This is a genomic window from Pseudomonas sp. B40(2017) (assembly GCF_002112855.1).
In the GTDB taxonomy this organism is placed as follows: Bacteria; Pseudomonadota; Gammaproteobacteria; order Pseudomonadales; family Pseudomonadaceae; genus Aquipseudomonas; species Aquipseudomonas pharyngis.
Window position 1 is genome coordinate 660,518 of the sequence record NZ_NEIT01000004.1, and the last position, 19,111, is coordinate 679,628.

The 19,111-nt window shown below is 60.9% G+C and carries 18 protein-coding genes; 6 read left to right on the forward strand and 12 right to left on the reverse strand.

Annotation, left to right across the window (positions count from 1 at the left end):
• Positions 1-286: 286 nt before the first annotated feature.
• Entirely contained in the window at positions 287-1,204 is a 918-nt protein-coding gene (gene yegS / locus CAF76_RS13830; protein WP_064598268.1) for a lipid kinase YegS, read from the forward strand.
• On the opposite strand, the gene CAF76_RS13835 is transcribed toward yegS, so the two are convergent.
• The 3 genes from CAF76_RS13835 to CAF76_RS13845 all read right to left on the reverse strand — a co-directional run bounded on the left by CAF76_RS13835 (position 1,188) and on the right by CAF76_RS13845 (position 3,687).
• Positions 1,188-1,847: a response regulator transcription factor gene (locus CAF76_RS13835; RefSeq protein ID WP_064598266.1), complete on the reverse strand. Its 660-nt coding sequence runs from the start codon at positions 1,845-1,847 to the stop codon at positions 1,188-1,190. The genes yegS and CAF76_RS13835 overlap by 17 nt on opposite strands.
• Complete coding sequence (locus tag CAF76_RS13840) at positions 1,844-2,737, reverse strand: sensor histidine kinase (RefSeq protein WP_085647579.1); 894 nt, start codon at positions 2,735-2,737, stop codon at positions 1,844-1,846. The genes CAF76_RS13835 and CAF76_RS13840 overlap by 4 nt, the downstream gene beginning before the upstream one ends.
• Before the next feature lie 479 nt (positions 2,738-3,216).
• A complete protein-coding gene (locus CAF76_RS13845; protein WP_064598262.1) occupies positions 3,217-3,687 on the reverse strand; it encodes a hypothetical protein in 471 nt (156 codons plus the stop codon).
• A gap of 453 nt (positions 3,688-4,140) precedes the next feature.
• Between CAF76_RS13845 and CAF76_RS13850 the strand changes: the two genes are divergently transcribed.
• Together CAF76_RS13850 and CAF76_RS13855 are read left to right on the forward strand one after the other, a co-directional pair.
• Entirely contained in the window at positions 4,141-5,076 is a 936-nt protein-coding gene (locus CAF76_RS13850; protein WP_003226705.1) for a chemotaxis protein CheV, read from the forward strand.
• 90 nt (positions 5,077-5,166) lie between these two features.
• Entirely contained in the window at positions 5,167-5,973 is an 807-nt protein-coding gene (locus CAF76_RS13855; protein ID WP_085647580.1) for an MOSC domain-containing protein, read from the forward strand.
• Between the two features lie 71 nt (positions 5,974-6,044).
• Here CAF76_RS13855 and CAF76_RS13860 read toward each other — a convergent pair whose 3' ends face one another.
• From CAF76_RS13860 to CAF76_RS13895, 8 genes are all read right to left on the reverse strand, one after another.
• Positions 6,045-6,329 (reverse strand): pyrimidine/purine nucleoside phosphorylase, encoded by a 285-nt coding sequence (locus CAF76_RS13860; RefSeq protein ID WP_085647581.1) that lies wholly within the window; start codon positions 6,327-6,329, stop codon positions 6,045-6,047.
• An 82-nt stretch (positions 6,330-6,411) separates the two neighbouring features.
• Positions 6,412-6,954 (reverse strand): exonuclease domain-containing protein, encoded by a 543-nt coding sequence (locus CAF76_RS13865; protein ID WP_039770400.1) that lies wholly within the window; start codon positions 6,952-6,954, stop codon positions 6,412-6,414.
• A gap of 69 nt (positions 6,955-7,023) precedes the next feature.
• Positions 7,024-8,985 (reverse strand): acetyl/propionyl/methylcrotonyl-CoA carboxylase subunit alpha, encoded by a 1,962-nt coding sequence (locus CAF76_RS13870; RefSeq protein WP_085647582.1) that lies wholly within the window; start codon positions 8,983-8,985, stop codon positions 7,024-7,026.
• A 79-nt stretch (positions 8,986-9,064) separates the two neighbouring features.
• Entirely contained in the window at positions 9,065-9,862 is a 798-nt protein-coding gene (locus CAF76_RS13875) for an enoyl-CoA hydratase/isomerase family protein (RefSeq protein WP_085647583.1), read from the reverse strand.
• Positions 9,859-11,016, reverse strand: coding sequence for a citronellyl-CoA dehydrogenase (gene atuD, locus CAF76_RS13880; protein ID WP_085647584.1), 1,158 nt, complete (start codon positions 11,014-11,016; stop codon positions 9,859-9,861). The genes CAF76_RS13875 and atuD overlap by 4 nt, the downstream gene beginning before the upstream one ends.
• Positions 11,017-11,045: 29 nt before the next feature.
• Positions 11,046-12,662 carry a geranyl-CoA carboxylase subunit beta gene (gene atuC / locus CAF76_RS13885; protein ID WP_085647585.1) on the reverse strand — a complete coding sequence of 539 codons (1,617 nt, stop codon included), beginning with the start codon at positions 12,660-12,662 and terminating at the stop codon, positions 11,046-11,048.
• A gap of 3 nt (positions 12,663-12,665) precedes the next feature.
• Entirely contained in the window at positions 12,666-13,535 is an 870-nt protein-coding gene (locus CAF76_RS13890; protein WP_085647586.1) for an SDR family oxidoreductase, read from the reverse strand.
• Between the two features lie 12 nt (positions 13,536-13,547).
• Entirely contained in the window at positions 13,548-15,338 is a 1,791-nt protein-coding gene (locus CAF76_RS13895) for an acyclic terpene utilization AtuA family protein (protein WP_085647587.1), read from the reverse strand.
• Positions 15,339-15,532: 194 nt separating this feature from the next.
• On the opposite strand from CAF76_RS13895, the gene CAF76_RS13900 reads away from it, so the two are divergent.
• From CAF76_RS13900 to CAF76_RS13910, 3 genes are all read left to right on the forward strand, one after another.
• The gene (locus tag CAF76_RS13900) at positions 15,533-16,156 is read left to right on the forward strand and encodes a TetR/AcrR family transcriptional regulator (protein ID WP_007955773.1); all 624 of its coding nucleotides are present in this window, start codon (positions 15,533-15,535) and stop codon (positions 16,154-16,156) included.
• Positions 16,157-16,247: 91 nt separating this feature from the next.
• On the forward strand, positions 16,248-17,045 hold the full coding sequence (locus CAF76_RS13905; RefSeq protein WP_085647588.1) for an ABC transporter substrate-binding protein: 798 nt from the start codon (positions 16,248-16,250) through the stop codon (positions 17,043-17,045).
• An 87-nt stretch (positions 17,046-17,132) separates the two neighbouring features.
• Complete coding sequence (locus CAF76_RS13910) at positions 17,133-18,146, forward strand: GNAT family N-acetyltransferase (protein WP_064598244.1); 1,014 nt, start codon at positions 17,133-17,135, stop codon at positions 18,144-18,146.
• A 72-nt stretch (positions 18,147-18,218) separates the two neighbouring features.
• On the opposite strand, the gene CAF76_RS13915 is transcribed toward CAF76_RS13910, so the two are convergent.
• Entirely contained in the window at positions 18,219-18,773 is a 555-nt protein-coding gene (locus CAF76_RS13915; RefSeq protein ID WP_085647589.1) for an RNA polymerase factor sigma-70, read from the reverse strand.
• Positions 18,774-19,111: the final 338 nt, after the last annotated feature.

Below are 19,111 nucleotides of genomic sequence, written 5' to 3' on the forward strand. Positions count from 1 at the left end.
CTCTTGGCAAATGCCGAAATGCAAAATATCGAAAGTCCTGAACCTGTTTCCACTCATTACATGCACATCCTTGTGTAATTGAATTGAAGATCACTAACGCCGACACACGTTGTACCAATGGCCGGGCCGGGTCAATTGAGCCGATTCCTTACGTTCTGTACGAAAAAGTACCGGTATGTAGGACAAGGAGGGCGAGCTTCAGGAATTAATCAGAAAGAGTGCGACTTTTTTATCCCTCTTGAGGGTCAAGATGTTCCGTACCGATTTAATTCCGGGAGTAACCGCAATGAGTGAACGCAAGGCATTGTTGATTCTGCATGGCAAGCAGGCGCTCAACGAGGCGGTTCGTGCCGCTGTCGAGAACAAGCGAGAGCAAGGCTGGGAGCTGGCTGTACGTCTGACCTGGGAGGCCGGCGATGCGCAGCGGTTGGTGGAGGAGGCGCTGGCGGCGGGATACCGCCAGATCATCGCCGGCGGTGGGGATGGCACCCTGCGTGATATCGCCGAAGCGCTGGCGGCGCATCCGGGCAAAGCCAGTCTGGTGCTTTTACCGCTGGGAACTGCCAACGACTTTTCCCACGCGGCGAGTATCCCGTTGGAGCCGACCGAGGCGCTTGAGTTGCTTGAAGCGCCCGCCCACGACATCGATCTGGGTGAAGTCGGTGGGCAGATCTTCCTGAACATGGCGACTGGAGGATTCGGCAGCCAGGTAACGGCCAACACGTCGGAAGATCTGAAAAAGGTATTGGGTGGCGCAGCTTATCTGTTCACCGGTTTGACGCGGTTCAGTGAGCTGCATGCCGCGTACGGTGAGTTGCAGGGGCCGGATTTCCATTGGCAGGGCGAGTTGCTGGCCCTCGGGATCGGCAATGGCCGTCAGGCCGGCGGCGGACACGTGTTGTGCCCCGAAGCGCTGGTGGACGATGGTCTCTTGGATATCAGCATCCTGCCGGCGCCGCAGGAGTTGGTTGGCACCCTGAAAAATCTGCTCAGCGACGGCTTCGGCATTGACAACATGTTTGTGCGCGCCCGTTTGCCATGGGTTGAAATCAAGGTCGCCGAAGGGCTTTACATCAATCTCGACGGCGAGCCCCTGGAGGGCGAAAGTTTGCGGTTTGCGGCGCGCCCCGGGGCGTTGCGTGTGCATTTGCCGAAGGGCTCGCCGCTGTTGAGTGCAACTCGTCGGCTCAGTCGTCCAGACTGATGATCTGTTCCCGCACGGCAAACAGCACCAGGCCTGCCACATCGTAGATCTGCAGGCGCTTCATGATCTGCGAGCGGTGGGTTTCGACTGTTTTGATGCTCAGGCCCAGGCCGTTGGCGATTTCCCGTGTGGACTTGCCACGCACGATCAGGCGCAGGATTTCCAGCTGGCGTGCGGTCAGGTTGTGCGACTCGGCGACTTCCGGCTGCTGTTTCAGATTGCGGGTCAGCGCCTGATTGATCACGGTATGGGCGATGGCGGGGCTCAAGTAGCGCTCGTTGTTGCGCAGAGCTTCGAGTGCATGTTCGAGTTCGGTGGCCGTGGTGTCCTTGAGCAGATAACCGTGAGCACCGGACTCCAGCGCCTGCATGATCAGCGCGGGGTCGGTGTGCATCGAAAGAATCAGCACTTTGGCGTGCGGACGCACTCGTTTGAGTCGCTGCAGGGCTTCCAGGCCGCCGGTTTCTTTCATGGAAATGTCCAGCAATACGATATCGGGGGACAGCAGCTCGACCATCTCGAGCAGCTGCGAGCCATCATTGGCCTCGCCGATGACTGCATAGCCGGGAATATCCAGCACCAGGGCACGCACGCCGGCCCTGATCAGCGAGTGGTCATCCACCAGAAGTAAGTTACAAGTCAACGCATAACCTTATTCGTACTGGCCCGCTCGAGTGCCCGGGGCGCCCAGGGGAATAGTGCTTCGATTTGAGTGCCTTTGCCCGGCTCGCTGGTCACATTGAGTGTGCCGCCCAGTTGCTCAATGCGCTCGGCCATCCCGGCCATGCCCCGCTGTCCTTCGCGGCCGGGATTCGCCGCCGGGGAAAAGCCCAGGCCATCATCGCTGATAAGCAGGGTCAAGCCCTGTGGCAGGCGTTGCACGCGAATCAGCAGGTTTTTGGCCTGTGCGTGACGAAGGATGTTGGTCACGGCTTCCTGAGTGATGCGAAAGGCTGCGACGGCCATCTCTTCGGGGATTCCATTCAGGCGCTGCTGGCAGTCCAGACTCCAGTGCACCGAAGTATTGGCCAATACCTTGACCAGGTGCGCACGCAGGCTCGCTTCCAGACCCAGACTGGTCAGTTGCCGCGGGTTGAGAATGGCCGAAACGTCGCGCACCTTGTTGAGGGTTTCTTCCAGCGTCTCGCAAAGTACCGAACAGTGTTCCTGCATCTCCGCGGGCAAGCGACGCTTGAGCCATTCGCTTTGCAGCTTGGCGGCGGTCAGCAACTGGCCGATATCGTCATGCAGTTCGCGGCTCAGGCGATGACGCTCGTTTTCCTGGACTTCCAGCAAACGGTCGGCCAGTTCCTGAGGCTGGAATTTGATGGATTTGCGCGACAGGCGATGTTGTGTCCAGACGCAGCCGGCAACCGCCACGTTGATCAGCAACAGGCCGAGTGACAGCGGCGCGGAGACGCCATAGCTCAACAGACTGCCCAAGGCTGAAACCGTGCACAGCAGGAGTGTGAACCTGCGGGCATTTTCTCGGGAGGGAGGCCATGTGGTGATCGACTTGAGACTGGCGTACATAGCGGATGGAGCCAATGGATGTTCGCTGCGGGCAGACCGTCAGAAGGGCTGGCGGTCTCTGTCTGGAAAACGTTTGCTCAGGTTGTTGATTTCAAAACGGTTCAGTGATCGATAATTGAGCGCCAACTTCGGTGGCAACCCATCATTGAAGTCACAATGCCATTAATTGAAGCAACTAACGGGCTGCATAATACCACTTAACATACCGTTGGTCGCGTTTGCCAATATGTCCAAAGAGTCAGGAAACAGGCCATGTTGGACGAGAGTTCCATAATGGAAAAGTTGAAATATCCGACTCGATATTATCGATGCAGCAGCAAGTTACTTTTGCACAGGAAAACCCTGACATCAGCAGAAGGCAGTCAGCATTCATCAAGCGTAATTATTTATTGGAGGATGTCGCAGGCAGGCATGAACTATTCAATTGCGACTTTCGTCTGTGAGAAATGACGGGCCCGAACAGCCCACGGTATGCCCGATTACGCTTGGCGCTCCGACCAGGTTACGAGGGACATCGGCTTGCCATTGAGCGGCAATTGGAAGTGAGTCTGCCCCACCTGGCAGGCAAAGGCTTCGATCAGCGTCACCTGTTCGCTTTCATCCAGGCCCAATTGGCCGGTGCTTGGGTCGATCAGTTCCAGTTGCCAGGCCATCAGGGTGAAGCAATCCTTCAGTGCTTCCAGGGCCTGTGCATGCAAATCCACGTGACCCTGCACCTGGTTGAGCAAGCCATGCAGGTGCAGGGAGAATTCGGATACCGCCTCCAGCCCCAGGGCATCGGCCTTGTTCGCCAGCTTGAGGAGGGTGCTGAGCATGCAGTCGATGGCGTCCTTGTCATTGCTGATCAGCTGCAGATGGCTGAGGCATTCTTCGGACTTGGCCAGGAGCGTTTCAGCCTCGACAAGGAATTCGGGGAAGCGCTGCGTCCAGTCACTACGGTCGTTCGGCATGCTTATCTCCACCACGTCATGTCTGATGAGGGAATGCCGTGTGTGTCGACGATCATGAACCGTCGCGAGACCGCGCCCCGGTGTGCATTGGCACAGACCTGGGGTTTCAAGAGGATGTGTTTCCACTGAACTGCGATCGCACACAATAGCCTGACTCCGTTCATGCAATGAGAATGGCGTCACATTAATGGCTATTGGATATCGCGAACATCAGGTTGGGCCTGATTGTTCCTAGGGGATTCCCTTAGGCACGGGAACCTGTGGCGCAAATCGGGGTCGCGCCGAGAAGAATGTAGCAGATGATTTCACCGGGCCAGTAAAGCATGATGTTAATGTGACATCAATGCCTGCCAATGGCATTTTTGTTGGTGATTTTGGACGGGATCAAGATCCGCCAGATTCAGCCGATAACCCCCAATAGTGAATTCATCAGAACAAGCCCAGGAGTCATTGATGGCCGGCATTCTCGACACGGTAGACCAACGCACGCAACTGGTGGGTGAGAATCGCCTGGAAATTCTCATGTTTCGACTGGCCGGGCGCCAATTGTTCGCGATCAACGTGTTCAAGGTGCAGGAAGTCCTGCAATTGCCGAAGCTGACTTTGATGCCCCAGCGTCACCCGTTTGTCTGCGGTGTGGTCAACCTGCGCGGCCAGACGCTGCCGGTGATCGACCTGTCCCAGGCGATCGGCATGCGACCGTTGGTGCCGGGTCCGAACAGCACGATCATCGTCACCGAGTACAACCGCTCGGTGCAGGCGTTCCTCGTCGGTGGCGTGGACCGCATCGTTAACATGAATTGGGAAGCCATTCTGCCGCCGCCGACCAGTGCCGGTCGCCAGCACTACCTGACTGCCATCAGCAAGGTCGACGATCAACTGGTGGAAATCATCGACGTCGAGAAAGTCCTCGCCGAAATCGTGCCGTACAACGCCAAGGTCTCCCGGGACAAACTGGACGACCCGGTGCTGGAACGTGCCCGTGGCCGCGAAGTGTTGCTGGTGGACGACTCCAACGTGGCGCTCTCGCAATTGCGCGACACCCTCGGCCAGTTGGGCGTGAAGATGCACATCGCCAGCGATGGCCTGAAAGCCCTGAACATGCTCAAGGCCTGGGCCGATACCGGGGTGAACATGACCGACAAACTGCTGATGGTGTTCACCGACGCCGAAATGCCGGAAATGGACGGCTATCGCCTGACCACCGAAATTCGCAACGACCCGCGCCTGCGTGGCCTGTACGTGGTGTTGCACACTTCTCTGTCCGGCAGTTTCAACGACTCGATGGTGAAAAAGGTCGGCTGCGACAATTTCCTCTCCAAGTTCCAGCCGGACAAACTGGTGGATGTGGTGCGCCAGCGTCTGATGCTTGACGAAGTGCCGGCCTGATCCACAGGTCGAGGCTGACCCTGCGTCAGCCTTTGATTCGCTGACAAAGCTCGTATAGGGTGGCGTTTTTGACCCACCAGGGAGCTGGCCATGCTGCGTCTGAGCGCGCTTTATCGTTACCCGTTGAAATCCGCCAAGGGTGAGGTCCTGCAAGGGATCGGCCTGGACAAACTGGGGCTTGAGGGTGACCGACGCTGGATGCTGGTGGATGAGGCCAGCGGGCGATTCCTGACCCAGCGTGCCGAAGCGAAAATGAGCCAGCTCTCCGCGTTGTGGAATGCCAGCGGCGGGCTGACGCTCAGCGCGCCGGGGCATTCGGCAATGGATGTCGCCTTGCCCGGCAGCGACGACAACCTGCGTGGCGTGACCATCTGGCGTGACACCCTGCGTGTGCCGGATGCCGGTGAAGAGGCGGCCCGCTGGGTCAGCGATTTCATCGGCAAGCCAACCCGACTGGTGCAAGTGCCGCTGGATCGCGCCCGGACGACCCAGGCCGGATACGGCAACGACGATGACCAAGTGGCATTCGCCGATGGTTTCCCGCTGTTGCTGATTGGTGAGGCCTCGCTGCAACACCTGTCGCAGGAAGTCGGGCGTCCGCTGGAAATGCTGCGGTTCCGGCCGAATCTGGTGATCGAAGGCAGTGACGCATACGCCGAGGATGGCTGGAAGCGGATTCGTATCGGCGATGTCGAGTTCCGCGTGGTCAAGTCCTGCTCGCGGTGCATTCTCACCACGATCGATCCGCAGACCGGTGAGCGCAGCGCTGACCGTGAGCCACTGGCGACACTTCAGAAGACCCGTGCCCAGGCCGACGGCGCGATGTTCGGCCAGAACCTGGTCAACGACAGCAACGGCCGGCTTGAAGTCGGCATGCCGGTGGAAATCCTCGAATAACCGGTCCTGAAACGAAAAATGCCCGTGTCCTTGGACACGGGCATTTTTTATGACCGCCGGAAACCGGGGTATTAGCCGCGGTATTCGCACAGGTAAGCGGTGTCGACGGCCACTTTCAGCTGGAACTTGCTGTTGGCGGGCACGTTGAACTGGCTGCCGGCGGCGAAGGTTTCCCAGTTGCTGCTGTCCGGCAGTTTGACGGTCAGTGCGCCCGAAACCACGTGCATGATTTCACGCTGGCTGGTGCCGAATTCGTATTCGCCCGGGGCCATGACGCCGATGGTCGCAGGGCCTTCAGCGGTGCCAAAAGCGATCGACTTGACGGTGCCGTCGAAGTACTCGTTGACTTTAAACATGGGCGATTCCTCTCGAAAAGGGCTTAAAAGGGTCAAAAAGGGTCGGCCAGTATGCACAAGGCTCATGGCGCCGTCACCTGCGCTAGAGCGGCAGCACCAACGGCAATAATCGGGCGGTATTGCGCGCATCTTCCAGCGCCCGATGCTGCTGACCGCTGAATTGCATCCCCGCCAGTTGCAACGCGCCATTGAGGCCCAGAGGCCGTTCGAGGCGCCGGGCCTTGGCAAAGCGCTGTTTGAGGTTCATGTGCGGCACCCGGCTCAGGGCGCTGTCGAGTTGCAGACGCTGCCATTCCTGAAGCAATTGCTTGCGGTCGTAATCGCCCCAGCTGGCCCAGCCTTCAAGGCGCGTCTGGTGCTGACCGAGCCAGCGCTCGAAGGCCGGCCAGACCTCGCTCAACGGCTGCGCCGCGTCGATGTTGGCCTGGGTGATGTGCGTGAGTTCGCGGCAAAACGGCGTCAACAAGGGGCGCCGCGTCGGTTTGACGAAGCGCTGAAAGTGATCCTGCTCGCGACCCGCGCGATCCACCAGGGTCGCGCCGATCTCGATGATCTCCATTTCCGTAACCGGCCAGCCACCCTCATCGGTGGTGGCTTCCAGATCTATGACCAGCCAATGGGGCATCGCAGGGTTCCTGATTTCCGCGTCCTGATTATTCAGAGCGTAGTCAAACCTTGCGGATGCGCGCGGCGACTACTCGACCTGCAACAGAACCTGACGATTTTTTACCTGATCGCCGACCTTGACCTGCACCCGCTTGAGCACGCCGTCGATGCCGGCCTTGAGCGGGTGCTCCATTTTCATCGCTTCCAGCACCACCAGCAGCTGGCCCTTGCTGACCGGGCTGCCTTCGCTGACGAGCACATCGATGATGGCGCCATCCATCGGCGCTTTCAACGTGCCGGAACTGACGCTGGTCTGACTGTCGATCACCGCATGAGTTCGGTCCACCAAATGCAGGCTGCCGGGGTGGGTGAACAGCCAGAGCTGGTCGTTGTGCAGGCGATAGGCATGGCGCTGGCGCAGGCCATCGATTTCCAGTGTCACGGCCCCGGCGGTGTGCTCGACCAGCGTGAGTTTGATGACACGTTCGGCGACCTGCACTTCAAACGCCTTGTCCGGACTGGTACGCAGTTGCACATTCCAGTCGCGGGCGTCGAGGCCGATTCGATAGAGCAACGGCGCGCCGGCGTTGTTGCGCCATCCGGACAGCGGTGCGCGGTGTTGCTGCGCGGCGGATTGGTAAAACAGCACCGCCGCGATGGCCAGCTCTTCGGCACTGGGCGAATAGGCGTGCAGGCAATCGTGATCGGCGAAATGTTGAGGGATGAAGCCAGTGCCGAACTCCCCGCTGATGAACTGCGGATGCTGCAACAGGCTGGCGAGCAAACGCTGATTGCTCTGCACGCCCAGCAACACGCTGTCCTGCACCGCACACAACAGTTTGCGCCGGGCCTCTTCGCGGGTCGCACCATAAGCGATCAGTTTGCCGAGCATCGGGTCGTAGAACGGTGAAATCGACTGTCCTTCAATCAGGCCGTGATCGATCCGCGCACCGCGATCCAGTGCCGGCGCCCAGGCTTCGACACGCCCGGTCTGCGGCAGAAAACCCTGGGCCGGATCTTCGGCGTAGAGACGCACTTCCATCGCGTGACCATCGAGTTTCACCTGCGCCTGCGTCAGCGGCAGCGGTTGGCCCTCGGCGACCGACAGTTGCCACGCCACCAGATCCAGCCCGGTGATCAATTCAGTCACCGGATGCTCGACCTGCAACCGGGTGTTCATCTCCAGAAAGTAGAACTGGCCGCTGGCGTCGAGGAGAAATTCCACGGTGCCGGCACCCACGTAGTTCACCGCACGCCCTGCCTTGAGTGCCGCTTCGCCCATCGCCTGGCGCAGTTCTTCGGTCATCACCGGGCACGGCGCTTCTTCGATGACTTTCTGGTGGCGACGCTGTATCGAACAGTCGCGCTCGCCGAGGTAGATCAGGTTGCCGTGATGGTCGCCGAACAGCTGCACCTCGACATGGCGCGGCTCGATCAACGCCTGTTCGAGGATCAGTTCATCACTGCCGAAACCGTTCAATGCTTCCGAGCGGGCGGTGCGCAATTGCGCCGGCAGTTCCTCGGCGCTGTGCACCAGACGCATGCCGCGCCCGCCACCGCCGGCGCTGGCCTTGATCATCAGCGGGTAACCGATGCGCTCGGCTTCTCGGGTCAGGGTCGCATCGTCCTGCTCGGCGCCTTGATAGCCGGCGATGCAGGGGACGCCGGCGGCGAGCATGGCGATTTTCGATTGGCGTTTGCTGCCCATCAGTTCGATGGCTTCGACGCTGGGGCCGATGAAGGTCAGGCCGGCCTGTTTGCAGGCGCGGGCGAATTCGGCATTTTCCGAGAGAAAGCCGTAGCCTGGGTGGATGGCGTCGGCGCCGCTGCGCCGGGCGGCGTCGAGAATGGCCGGGATGTTCAGGTAGGACTGTTGCACGGGTGCCGGACCGATGTTCACGGCGTCGTCCGCCATTTGGACATGCAGTGCGTCAGCGTCGGCATCGCTGAAAACGGCGACGGTGCGATAACCGAGGGCCTGGGCGGTGCGCTGGATGCGGCAGGCGATTTCACCGCGGTTGGCGATCAGGATTTTGTGGAGGGCTGGCATGAGAATTTTCCTGAGTTTTTGGCGGTGAATTGAAGGGCCTCATCGCGGGCTTGCTCCGGGCGGCGTTCCGACGAAGCTTTCAGGAGGCCCACCTCGGTTTGCGCTTTTGCACAAACGCCATCGTGCCTTCGATGCCTTCGGCGCCGGTCACCGCTGCGCTGAACCACTGCGCGGCTTCGTCCAGCAATTCACTTGACGGCTGGCCGGCGCTGGCCAGCAGCAGTTTTTTCGTCATGGCATTCGCTTCCGGGGCGCAGCACAAGACGTGGTCGAGCACTTCATCCAGTCGCTCGGCGAGCGCCTGCGGGTCCTGCTCGACAAAATGCACCAGCCCCAGGCGTCGGGCCTGATGGCCGTCGAAACGGGCGGCGGTCAGGGCCAGGCGTCGGGTCTCGGTCAGGCCGATGCGCTGCACCACAAACGGCGCGATCTGCGCCGGCAGCAGGCCGAGGCTGGTTTCCGGCAAACCGAATTGCGCCTGGTGATCGGCTATCGCGATATCGCTGACACAGGCCAGCCCGAAGCCACCCCCGAGCACTGCGCCTTGCAGCACGGTGATCAGCACTTGCGGTGCGTGCTGCGCTTCTTCCAGCAACGACCCGAACGCTCGGTTCAGGTCGCGATAGGCATCACTGCCCTGAGCGCGGGCGTTGGCCATGTCCTTGATGTCGCCGCCGGCGCAGAAATGCCCGCCGGCACCGCTGAGCACCAGTGCGCGGACGCTGCGGTCATCGCACACGCTGGCCAGCACGGCGCGCAACTCGCCGACCATTTGCAGGCTCATGGCGTTGCGGCTGTCCGGGCGATTGAGGGTGATGTGCAACACGCCGTTGTGCCGCTCCAGCAGCAGCGTCTGGCAATCGGGCAGGGCGCTCATTTCTTTTTCCCCGGCAGGATGCCCATCAGTTTGCAGATGATCCCCAGCATGATTTCGTCGGCGCCGCCGCCAATCGACACCAGCCGCACGTCGCGGTAGGCGCGGGCTACCGGGTTGTCCCACATGAAGCCCATGCCACCCCAATATTGCAGGCAACTGTCGCTGACTTCACGACCGAGGCGCCCGGCCTTGAGCTTGGCCATCGAGGCCAGTCGGGTGACGTCCTGGCCTTTGACGTATTGCTCGGTGGCCTGATAGACCAGCGCCCGCAGGCATTCGATTTCGGTCTGCAATTCGGCGAGGCGGAAGTGGATCACCTGGTTGTCGATCAGCACGTTGCCGAAGGTTTTACGTTCCTTGCAGTACTCGATGGTGCTGTCGACGCAGTATTCCAGGCCCTTGATCATGTTGGCCGCGCCGAACAGGCGTTCTTCCTGGAACTGCAGCATCTGCATCATGAACCCGGCGCCTTCATGGCCGATGCGATTGCGCTGGGGCACGCGCACGTTGTCGAAAAACACCTGGGCGGTTTCCGAGCTGCGCATGCCGAGCTTGTCCAGGTGCGAACTGAGGCTGATGCCCGGCGTGTTCATCGGCACCATGATCAGCGATTTGTTGATGTGCGGTTTGTCGTCCGAGGTGTTGGCCAGCAGGCAGATGAAGTCGGCGCTCGGCGAGTTGGTGATCCACATTTTGCTGCCGTTGATCACGTAGTCGTCGCCATCCTTGCGCGCGGTAGTCTTGAGCCCGGCGACATCGGAGCCGGCGCCGACTTCCGAGACGCCGATGCAACCGACCTGCTCTCCGGTGATGGCCGGGCGCAGGAATTCTTCGCGCAGTTCATCGGAGCCGAAACGGGCGAGGGCGGGAGTGCACATGTCGGTTTGCACGCCGATCGACATTGGAATGCCGCCGCAGTGGATGGTGCCGAACTCTTCGGCGGCGACGATCGAATAGCTGTAATCCAGACCCATGCCGCCGAATTTTTCCGGCTTGGAAATCCCCAGCAGACCGAGGTCGCCGGCCTTGCGGAAAATCTCGTGGATCGGAAAGCGCCCGGCCTTTTCCCATTCATCGACATGGGGGTTGATCTCGTGCTCGACGAACTGGCGGACTGTACGGCGCAGTGCTTCGTGTTCCGGGGTGAAGATCATTTTTATTGTTCTCCTTTAATCCGTGGCGATCAGAACCGGCTGACGCCGAAGCTGTTGGGTTGCAACGTGCGGATATCGGCTTCGTGGCAGATGTCCAGCAGGTAACCGAGCAGGGTGCGGGTGTCGCGTGGATCGATCAGCCCGTCGTCCCACAGGTTGGCGCTGCCGTAGAGGGCGGTGGACTGGCTGTCGAGTTTCTGCGCGGTGACCTGCTCCAGCATGTCGAGCATTTTCGGATCGGGCACCAGACCGTCCTTGAGCTGTTTGGCTTCGGTGACGATGCGCAGCACCTTGCCGGCCTGGGCGCCACCCATCACCGCCGTGCGGCTGTTGGGCCAGGCGAAGATGAAGCGCGGATCGAGCCCGCGTCCGCACATCGCGTAGTTGCCTGCGCCGTAGGAGCCGCCGACCACGATCGTCAGTTTCGGCACCCGTGCATTGGCCACGGCCTGGATCAATTTGGAGCCGTGCTTGATCACGCCGTGCTGTTCCGATTCGGTGCCGACCATGAACCCGGTGGTGTTGTGGAAAAACAGCAGCGGCGTCTGGCTCTGGTCACACAGTTGAATGAACTGCGCCGCCTTGCTCGCGCCGTTGGGCGTGATCGGGCCGTTGTTGCCGATGAAACCGCAGGCGCGCCCCTGAATCTTCAGGTGGCCACAAATGGTCTGCTGATCGAACTCGCCCTTGAACTCCAGGAAGCGCGATTCGTCGGCGATCCGCGCAATGATTTCGCGCACGTCGTAGGGTTTTTTCGGGTCGTCCGGGATCAGCCCGAGCAGTTCGTCGATGGGGTACAACGGCTCCTTGAATGGCGGCTCAGGCAGCCACGGCAGTTGCTCGTTCCAGTTCAGCAGGCTGACGATTTCCCGCACCTGACGCACGCCGTCGGCATCGTTTTCGGCCAGGTATTCGGCGGTGCCGGCGACTTGCGCGTGCATCTCGGCGCCGCCCAGTTCTTCGTCGGTGGCGACTTCACCGGTCGCCGCTTTAAGCAATGGGGGACCGGCGAGAAACAGCTTGGCCTTGCCGCGCACCACCACCACATAATCCGACAGCCCCGGCTGATAGGCACCGCCAGCGGTGGCCGAACCGTGTACCACGGTGATCTGCGGCAAACCCATGGCCGACATCCGCGCCTGATTGGCAAAACTGCGCGCGCCTTCGACGAAAATTTCCGCCGCGTAGTTGAGGTTGGCGCCGCCACTTTCGGCGAGGGTGATCACCGGCAGTTTGTTTTCCTGGGCGATCTGTTGCAGGCGCAGGGATTTTTCCAGGCCTGACGGGGAAATCGTTCCGCCCTTGATCGCGCTGTTGTTCGCCACGATCAAGGCGCGCACGCCGGACACGTAACCGATGCCGGCGATCAAGCCGCCACCGGCCGAACTGCCGTCCTTGTCGTCGTGCAGTTTATAGCCGGCCAGGCTCGCCAGTTCGAGGAATGGCGCGCCGGGGTCGAGCAACAAATTCAGGCGTTCGCGGGGCAACAGTTGTCCACGTTTATCGAATTTCGGCTTGGCCTCGGTCGCCTTGTTCAGCAGGTTCTGTTCGAGTTGCTGGACTTGCTCGATGGCGGTGAGCATCGCTGCGCGGTTGCGGGCGAAGGCTTCGCTGTGCGGGTCGAGTCGGGATTGAATGACCGGCATGGCTTACTCCTTGTCCTTCAAGACATCCGGCATATAGGCCCGGTGAAAACCGTTGAAGGATTCGCTGTGGGTCGCCTTGTGCAACGGCCAGGCGCGACTGCCCAGGCTGGCCGCACCGTCGATGCGCAAGGTGCTGCCGCTGATGAACGCGGCAGCCGGGCTGAGCAGAAACACGATCGCCGCGCTGACTTCCGATTCGGTGCCGATGCGCTTGAGCGGCACGTGTTCGCGCAAGGTCGGGATCACCGCTTTGAACGCGCCTTCATAGGTGTCCATGCCGCTGGAAGCGATCCAGCCCGGCGCCACTGCATTCACCCGAACACCGGCATAACCCCATTCGAAGGCTGCGGTTTTGGTGAAATTGTCCATGCCCGCACGCGCGGCGCCGGAGTGGCCCATGCCCGGCATACCGCCCCACATGTCGGCGAGCATGTTGACGATGTTGCCGCCGTGTTTGCTCATCGACTGATTGAATACCTCGCGGGCCATCAGGAAACCGCCGACCAGATTGGTGCGCAGCACGGTTTCGAAACCTTTCTGATTGATCGAGGCCAGGGGCGAGGGGTACTGGCCACCGGCATTGTTGACCAGCCCGTGGATCGGCCCGTGTTCACGGATCAGTTCGCTGACCAGCGCCTTCACCGCTTCTTCGTCACGGATATCGCAGGCCTTCCAGTGGGCGCGACCGCCATCCTCGGCGATTTCGGCGGCGACGGTTTGCAGCTTTTCCGGCTTGCGTCCGACCAGCACCACGTTAGCCCCGAGCGCCGCCAGTTCATGGGCGGTGCAACGCCCGATGCCACTGCCGCCGCCGGTGACGATGACGGTCTGGCCGCTGAACAGGTCAGCCCTGAAAATCGATTCGAACGCCATGGTGCCAATCCTCTAGTCGAACTGTTCGGCGATGCTCTGCGGCACCGGGATCTGGATTTCCAGTAGTTGTTGGGCGAAAGCCTTGCCTTGCGGGTCGATGCGCAGACTCGCCACGCCGCCGCCACCGAGGGCGTTTTCCAGCAGGAAGTTGAGGCTGTGGGTGCCCGGCAGATACCAGCGTTCGACCCGGCCGTGAATCGGATCGAGGACATGGTTCATCCAGTCGACGACCACCGCCGGGGTCAGCGCCTCGGCGATCCACGGCAGGTATTCGGGACGGCGCGGCATGACGCCGATGTTGCTGTGATTGCCCTTGTCGCCGGAGCGCGCCACGGCCAGTTTCACCAATGGCACGCTCGCGTCGGCGCGGCCCTGGGGCTTGGGCGTTTCATGGGGCAGGGGCAGATCCTGACTGTCGAGGGCGGTGGGGGCGGGGAGGGCGAACGGGTGAGATTCGCCGGCGATGTCGATCTGCAATGTGCAGGCGCTTTTGTCGATCAGGAACGAGAACAGCCGGATCAGCGGATACACCGTCGGCCGCCCGCCGACGATACCGGTGAGGCCCGGCGCCATGCCGGTGGCGGCCTGTGCGATCTCCCGGGAGAACAGGATCAAGGCTTGTTTGTTCGGGTGACGCACGGCGAGTTTGATCACCACTTCGCGACTGTCCCGGCGCTGACCGTGAGGACCGTAGGTGGCTTCGCTGCCGAGCAGTTCGACGTGGGTTTCGGTGTAGGGCCCCAATCCTTTCTGGTCGAGCATTTCCGAGGTCTTGTCGAGGATCGCCTGGCTGACGCGCCGGGCTTTTTCCACCGCATCGATGCCGGCGATCAGGCAACTGGCGGTGCAACGGAAACCGTCCGGATACGTTGCGCTGACCTTGTATTGGTCGCTGGGTGGCAAGCCTTTGGCGCCGTGGACCCGAACGGCGTTCTTGCCTTGTTGCTGGAGTTTTACCTGGCTGAAATCGCAGACCACATCGGGTAGCAGATAAGCCTGCGGATCGCCGATTTCGTAGAGCATTTGCTCGCCGACCGTCAGCGGCGTGACCAGTCCACCGGAGCCCTCGGGTTTGCTGACGATGAACTGACCGTCGGCGCTGACCTCGACGATCGGGAAACCGATGTGTTCGTAGTCCGGCACGTCGCGCCAGTCGGTGAAATTACCGCCGGTGCACTGCGCGCCACATTCGATGATGTGCCCGGCCAGGGCGGCTTGCGCGAGTTTGTCGTAGTCGTGCCACGACCAGTCGAATTCATGCACCAGCGCGGCGCTGACCACTGCGCTGTCGACCACCCGGCCGGTGATGACGATGTCGGCGCCCAGGCGCAGTGCTTCGACAATGCCCGGCGCGCCGAGGTAAGCGTTGGTCGACACGCACATCGGCGGCAGCGGGGCGCCGCTGAACATTTCCGTGATGCCTTGGGTGGCGAGTTGTTTGAACTGGGGTTGCAGGTCATCGCCTAGAAGCACGGCGATCTTCAGCGCCACGCCAGCCTTGTCGCAGGCCGCTTGCAGCGCGGCGGCGCAGGCCTTTGGATTGACCCCGCCGGCATTGCTGATGACGCGAATGTTCTGTTCGGCCAGTTGCGGCAGCAGGGGCGCGAGGACTTCGATGAAATCGCCGGCGAACCCGGCCTGCGGATCCTTCATGCGGGCGCCGGCCATGATCGACATGGTGATTTCGGCGAGGTAGTCGAAGACCAGATAATCCAGCTGTCCTCCGGCCACGAGCTGCGCGGCAGCGGTGGAAGTGTCTCCCCAGAATGCGCTGGCGCATCCGATGCGAACCGTGGTGGGCATTTTGATCTCCGACTCAGGAACCTGTGACAGAAGTGCATCGAGGCTACCAAGCAAGCGCTTGGTTTGTAAACAGCTGAAATTATCTTCTGCCCAAGCGCTTGCTTGGTCACCGCCGGCGGCTTAAATTGCCCGCGCAACCCCGCCGTTTCTGCGGCGTGCGGCGCATTTGACTGATCGACTGTAGGAGAGAACGGGTGGACGAGCAAAAAGCCCTGAGGGTCATGCGTGAACTGGTCGACGCCGGCCAGCTGACCGATCCGGACAGCGCTCGCGGCAAATTGCTGCAAGTGGCGGCCCACCTGTTCCGCAACAAAGGCTACGAGCGCACCACCGTGCGCGATCTGGCCGGTGCCGTGGGGATCCAGTCCGGCAGTATCTTTCATCACTTCAAGAGCAAGGATGAAATCCTGCGGGCGGTGATGGAGGAAACCATCCGCTACAACACCGCGCTGATGCGCGCAGCCCTTGCCGATGCCGCCGATGTGCGCGAGCGGGTGCTGGCGCTGATCCGCTGCGAATTGCAGTCGATCATGGGCGGCAGCGGCGAGGCGATGGCGGTGCTGGTGTATGAATGGCGCTCGCTGTCCGAGGACGGTCAGGCCAAAGTGCTGGCGCTGCGCGACATCTACGAAGACCTCTGGCTGCAAGTGCTGGGCGAGGCCAAGGAGGCGGGGTTCATCCGTGGTGACGTGTTCATTACCCGACGTTTTCTCACGGGTGCGCTGTCCTGGACCACCACCTGGTTCCGTGCCGGCGGCAGCCTGAGCCTGGATCAACTGGCCGAAGAAGCGCTGATTCTGGTGCTCGAAGAGCGCTAGGCGCTTTCTATCGGGCCGGGAAACTGGCTAACTTGGCGAAACCGCCTAGCTTGAATGCAATGATCGGTACTTTTTCGGGGAGTGGGGTGTTTTGAAGTCTTCGCCAATTCGGACGGCCGCCGGGCTGATGCTCGCAGCGCTGGCTGCACTATGGGTATTGCCCGCTCCGGCGGCGCAGGTGGTTCGAGTGGGCGCGGCGCATTTTCCGCCCTATACCATTCGCCCGGAAAATGGCGCCGACACCGGCCTGCTGCCCGAACTGGTCGCGGCTTTGAACAGCGCCCAGAGCGACTATCGCTTCGAACTGGTGCCCACCTCGATTCCTCGCCGGTTCGGCGATTTCAAGGACAGCCGCACTGACATGGCGATCTTCGAAAACCCTGAGTGGGGCTGGAAAGACATTCCCCACATCACCGTCGACATGGGGCTTGAGGACGCAGAGATTTTCGTCGCGCAGAACAAGCCCGGTCGCCAGCAGAATTACTTCGCCGATCTCAAGGGTAAACGGCTGGCGCTGTACAGCGGCTATCACTACGAATTCGCCAACTTCAATGCCGATCCCAAGTACCTCGCCGAAACTTACAGCGCCACGCTGACCTATTCCCACGACAGCAACCTGCTGATGGTCTTGCGCGGGCGCGCAGACATTGCGCTGGTGACCCGCTCGTATCTGTTCGATTACCTGCTGCGCAACGAAAAAGTGCGCGACGAGTTGCTGGTGTCCCAGCGCATCGACCAGATCTACCACCATTACGCGATTCTCAGGCCAGAGGCACCGATTACCGGCGAGGCGTTCGGCAAACTGCTGCAAGGCCTGCGCGACAACGGGCAGATGCTGAAGATCTTCGATCCGTACAAGATTGCGGTGGTGCCGGTGCCGCATCAATGAGCTGCGGTTTTTCGCGTCCGGCCTAAATTTCCCGCCCCGGCTCACGTCCCATCGTTGAACTGTCGACGATTATCGTGAGCCCGACCCATGTCCAATCTGAATGACCTGACTGCCCTGGCCCTGCCTTCGGGCAGCCAACTGGTAGCCGATGCCACCGAAAGCCGTCTGAGCCTGAGCCTGGACGGGCAACCGCTGATTCGCCTGCGCCTCGATCGTGAAGGTCAGGGGCCGATCCAGATCGATGAACGCTACGCGCTGCCGCCAGGCCAGGCGCTGTGGGCAGCCTGTTATTGGCTGTTTGCCCGGGAGCCGGCGCGTCAGCAATTGATCTGGCAACTGGACCAGGCGCCGACCGAAGCCTTGCTCAGCGGCTTGCTGGTGAGCACTGAAGTGGCGGGCGAATATCGCTGCGAGCGCACGCTGTTCTGGCAACTGCCGCAACCGTGGCTGGGGGCCTCGCTGACCGGCAGTTATCCGCAGCAGATGGTCATCAGCAACGGCAAGCGTCATCCGCTACGACCGGTGAAACCGCGTGGTGAGGTTTATCGGCGCTTCGATGCGCGCCTCGGTGCCTGGATTTCCCTGCGAACGGTGGAGATCGAGCAGGATCTGGCGCGTTTCAATCGCTGGCAGAACAGCCCGCGAGTCGCCAGTTTCTGGCAGGAAGAGGGCAGCCTCGAACAGCATCGCGAGTACCTGAGCAAGCTCGACGCCGATCCGCACACGCTGACCCTGATCGGTTGTTTCGATGATCAGCCGTTTGCCTATTTCGAAGCCTACTGGGCCAAGGAAGATCGCATCGCACCGTTCTACGATGCCGACAATTACGATCGCGGCATTCACATGCTGGTCGGGGAAGAAGACCATCGCGGCCCGCACAAGGTGGCGAGCTGGCTGTCGGCGCTGGTGCATTATCTGTTCCTGGATGATCCGCGCACGCAGCGGGTGGTCGCCGAACCCCGTGCCGACAACGCGAAAATGATTGGCCACATGCACAACCAGTGCTTCCACTGCGAGAAGGAATTCGACTTCCCGCACAAACGCGCGGCGCTGATGATTCTCGGGCGCGAGCGCTTTTTCGACCGCTGCACGCTGGTGTGATATTTCGCTGAAGACAAAAAAGATCGCAGCCCTTCGACGAAGGCTGCGATCTTTTTTTGCGGCCGATTTTTATCAGCGACGGTTTGCGGTCACCGTATCGGCGCGGCTGCTGGACACCTTGCGGCAATGCACCAGCGCATCGCGAATCATGAAGTTGACCAGGGTCGGCGAAACGCCGAGTTCCTTTGCAATGTCCTTCTGCGGCACGCCGTGCAGGCGATACATCTCGAACGCATAGCGGGTGCGGCTGGGCAGCTCGGTCAGCGCGTCGGCAATGTGTTCCAGGGTCGAAAAGTTGATGTGTGAGGTTTCCGGCGAAGCGCCCTGAATGACCACGTTCAACCCTTCCTCCTCGGGGCCGGCGTACTTCTGCTCCAGCGCCTGTTTGCGGTAGTGATCGATCGCCAGATTGCGCACGATCTGGAACAGATAACTCAGCTGGGCCTTGATCGACGACGTGATCGGCGGTGCCGATTGCAGTCGGAAGAACGCATCCTGCACCACATCTTCGGCGCGTGACCGGCAGCCGGTAATGCGGGCTGCAATCTTGACCAGAATCAGTCGATTGTCGACGAATGCCTGAAGTAGCGGTGAATCGCACCTGCTTGTGGATACTTGTTCCGTCATGGAAATCACCTTGCTGCCAATAGGTTAGTGGGACGCCTGGGGGCGGGGCCGTCCTACACATCGAGCGACAAATTATGTTGAATGATAATGATTGTCAATTGAGAAAGAGAACTAATGATCCATAACAGTGCGATCTGAGAACTGCGACACGCCGCCGCACTTGCCCAAGCGCCCAGCCCCGTTGGCGATCCAGCCTGCCGACTAATTATTTCAAGACGTCATCCGTTCTCATTGGTGAATGGCTCCGGGTACGCAGCCCCGGACCTACCGCATTCCAATGCCTTGCACGGTCGGCGAAGACCGTGTCCCGCATGCCTTGCACGGGCATGCCGCAGCCA

Excerpts from the sequence above, each read along its gene's own strand:
- CAF76_RS13840 (WP_085647579.1), bottom strand. The coding sequence starts at position 2,737 with ATGTACGCCAGTCTCAAGTCGATCACCACATGGCCTCCCTCCCGAGAA.
- CAF76_RS13875 (WP_085647583.1), bottom strand. The coding sequence starts at position 9,862 with ATGAGCGCCCTGCCCGATTGCCAGACGCTGCTGCTGGAGCGGCACAAC.
- atuD (WP_085647584.1), bottom strand. The coding sequence starts at position 11,016 with ATGATCTTCACCCCGGAACACGAAGCACTGCGCCGTACAGTCCGCCAG.
- CAF76_RS13855 (WP_085647580.1), top strand. The coding sequence starts at position 5,167 with ATGCTGCGTCTGAGCGCGCTTTATCGTTACCCGTTGAAATCCGCCAAG.
- CAF76_RS13850 (WP_003226705.1), top strand. The coding sequence starts at position 4,141 with ATGGCCGGCATTCTCGACACGGTAGACCAACGCACGCAACTGGTGGGT.
- CAF76_RS13910 (WP_064598244.1), top strand. The coding sequence starts at position 17,133 with ATGTCCAATCTGAATGACCTGACTGCCCTGGCCCTGCCTTCGGGCAGC.
- CAF76_RS13895 (WP_085647587.1), bottom strand. The coding sequence starts at position 15,338 with ATGCCCACCACGGTTCGCATCGGATGCGCCAGCGCATTCTGGGGAGAC.
- CAF76_RS13860 (WP_085647581.1), bottom strand. The coding sequence starts at position 6,329 with ATGTTTAAAGTCAACGAGTACTTCGACGGCACCGTCAAGTCGATCGCT.
- atuC (WP_085647585.1), bottom strand. The coding sequence starts at position 12,662 with ATGCCGGTCATTCAATCCCGACTCGACCCGCACAGCGAAGCCTTCGCC.
- CAF76_RS13915 (WP_085647589.1), bottom strand. The coding sequence starts at position 18,773 with ATGACGGAACAAGTATCCACAAGCAGGTGCGATTCACCGCTACTTCAG.
- CAF76_RS13890 (WP_085647586.1), bottom strand. The coding sequence starts at position 13,535 with ATGGCGTTCGAATCGATTTTCAGGGCTGACCTGTTCAGCGGCCAGACC.
- yegS (WP_064598268.1), top strand. The coding sequence starts at position 287 with ATGAGTGAACGCAAGGCATTGTTGATTCTGCATGGCAAGCAGGCGCTC.
- CAF76_RS13845 (WP_064598262.1), bottom strand. The coding sequence starts at position 3,687 with ATGCCGAACGACCGTAGTGACTGGACGCAGCGCTTCCCCGAATTCCTT.
- CAF76_RS13865 (WP_039770400.1), bottom strand. The coding sequence starts at position 6,954 with ATGCCCCATTGGCTGGTCATAGATCTGGAAGCCACCACCGATGAGGGT.
- CAF76_RS13870 (WP_085647582.1), bottom strand. The coding sequence starts at position 8,985 with ATGCCAGCCCTCCACAAAATCCTGATCGCCAACCGCGGTGAAATCGCC.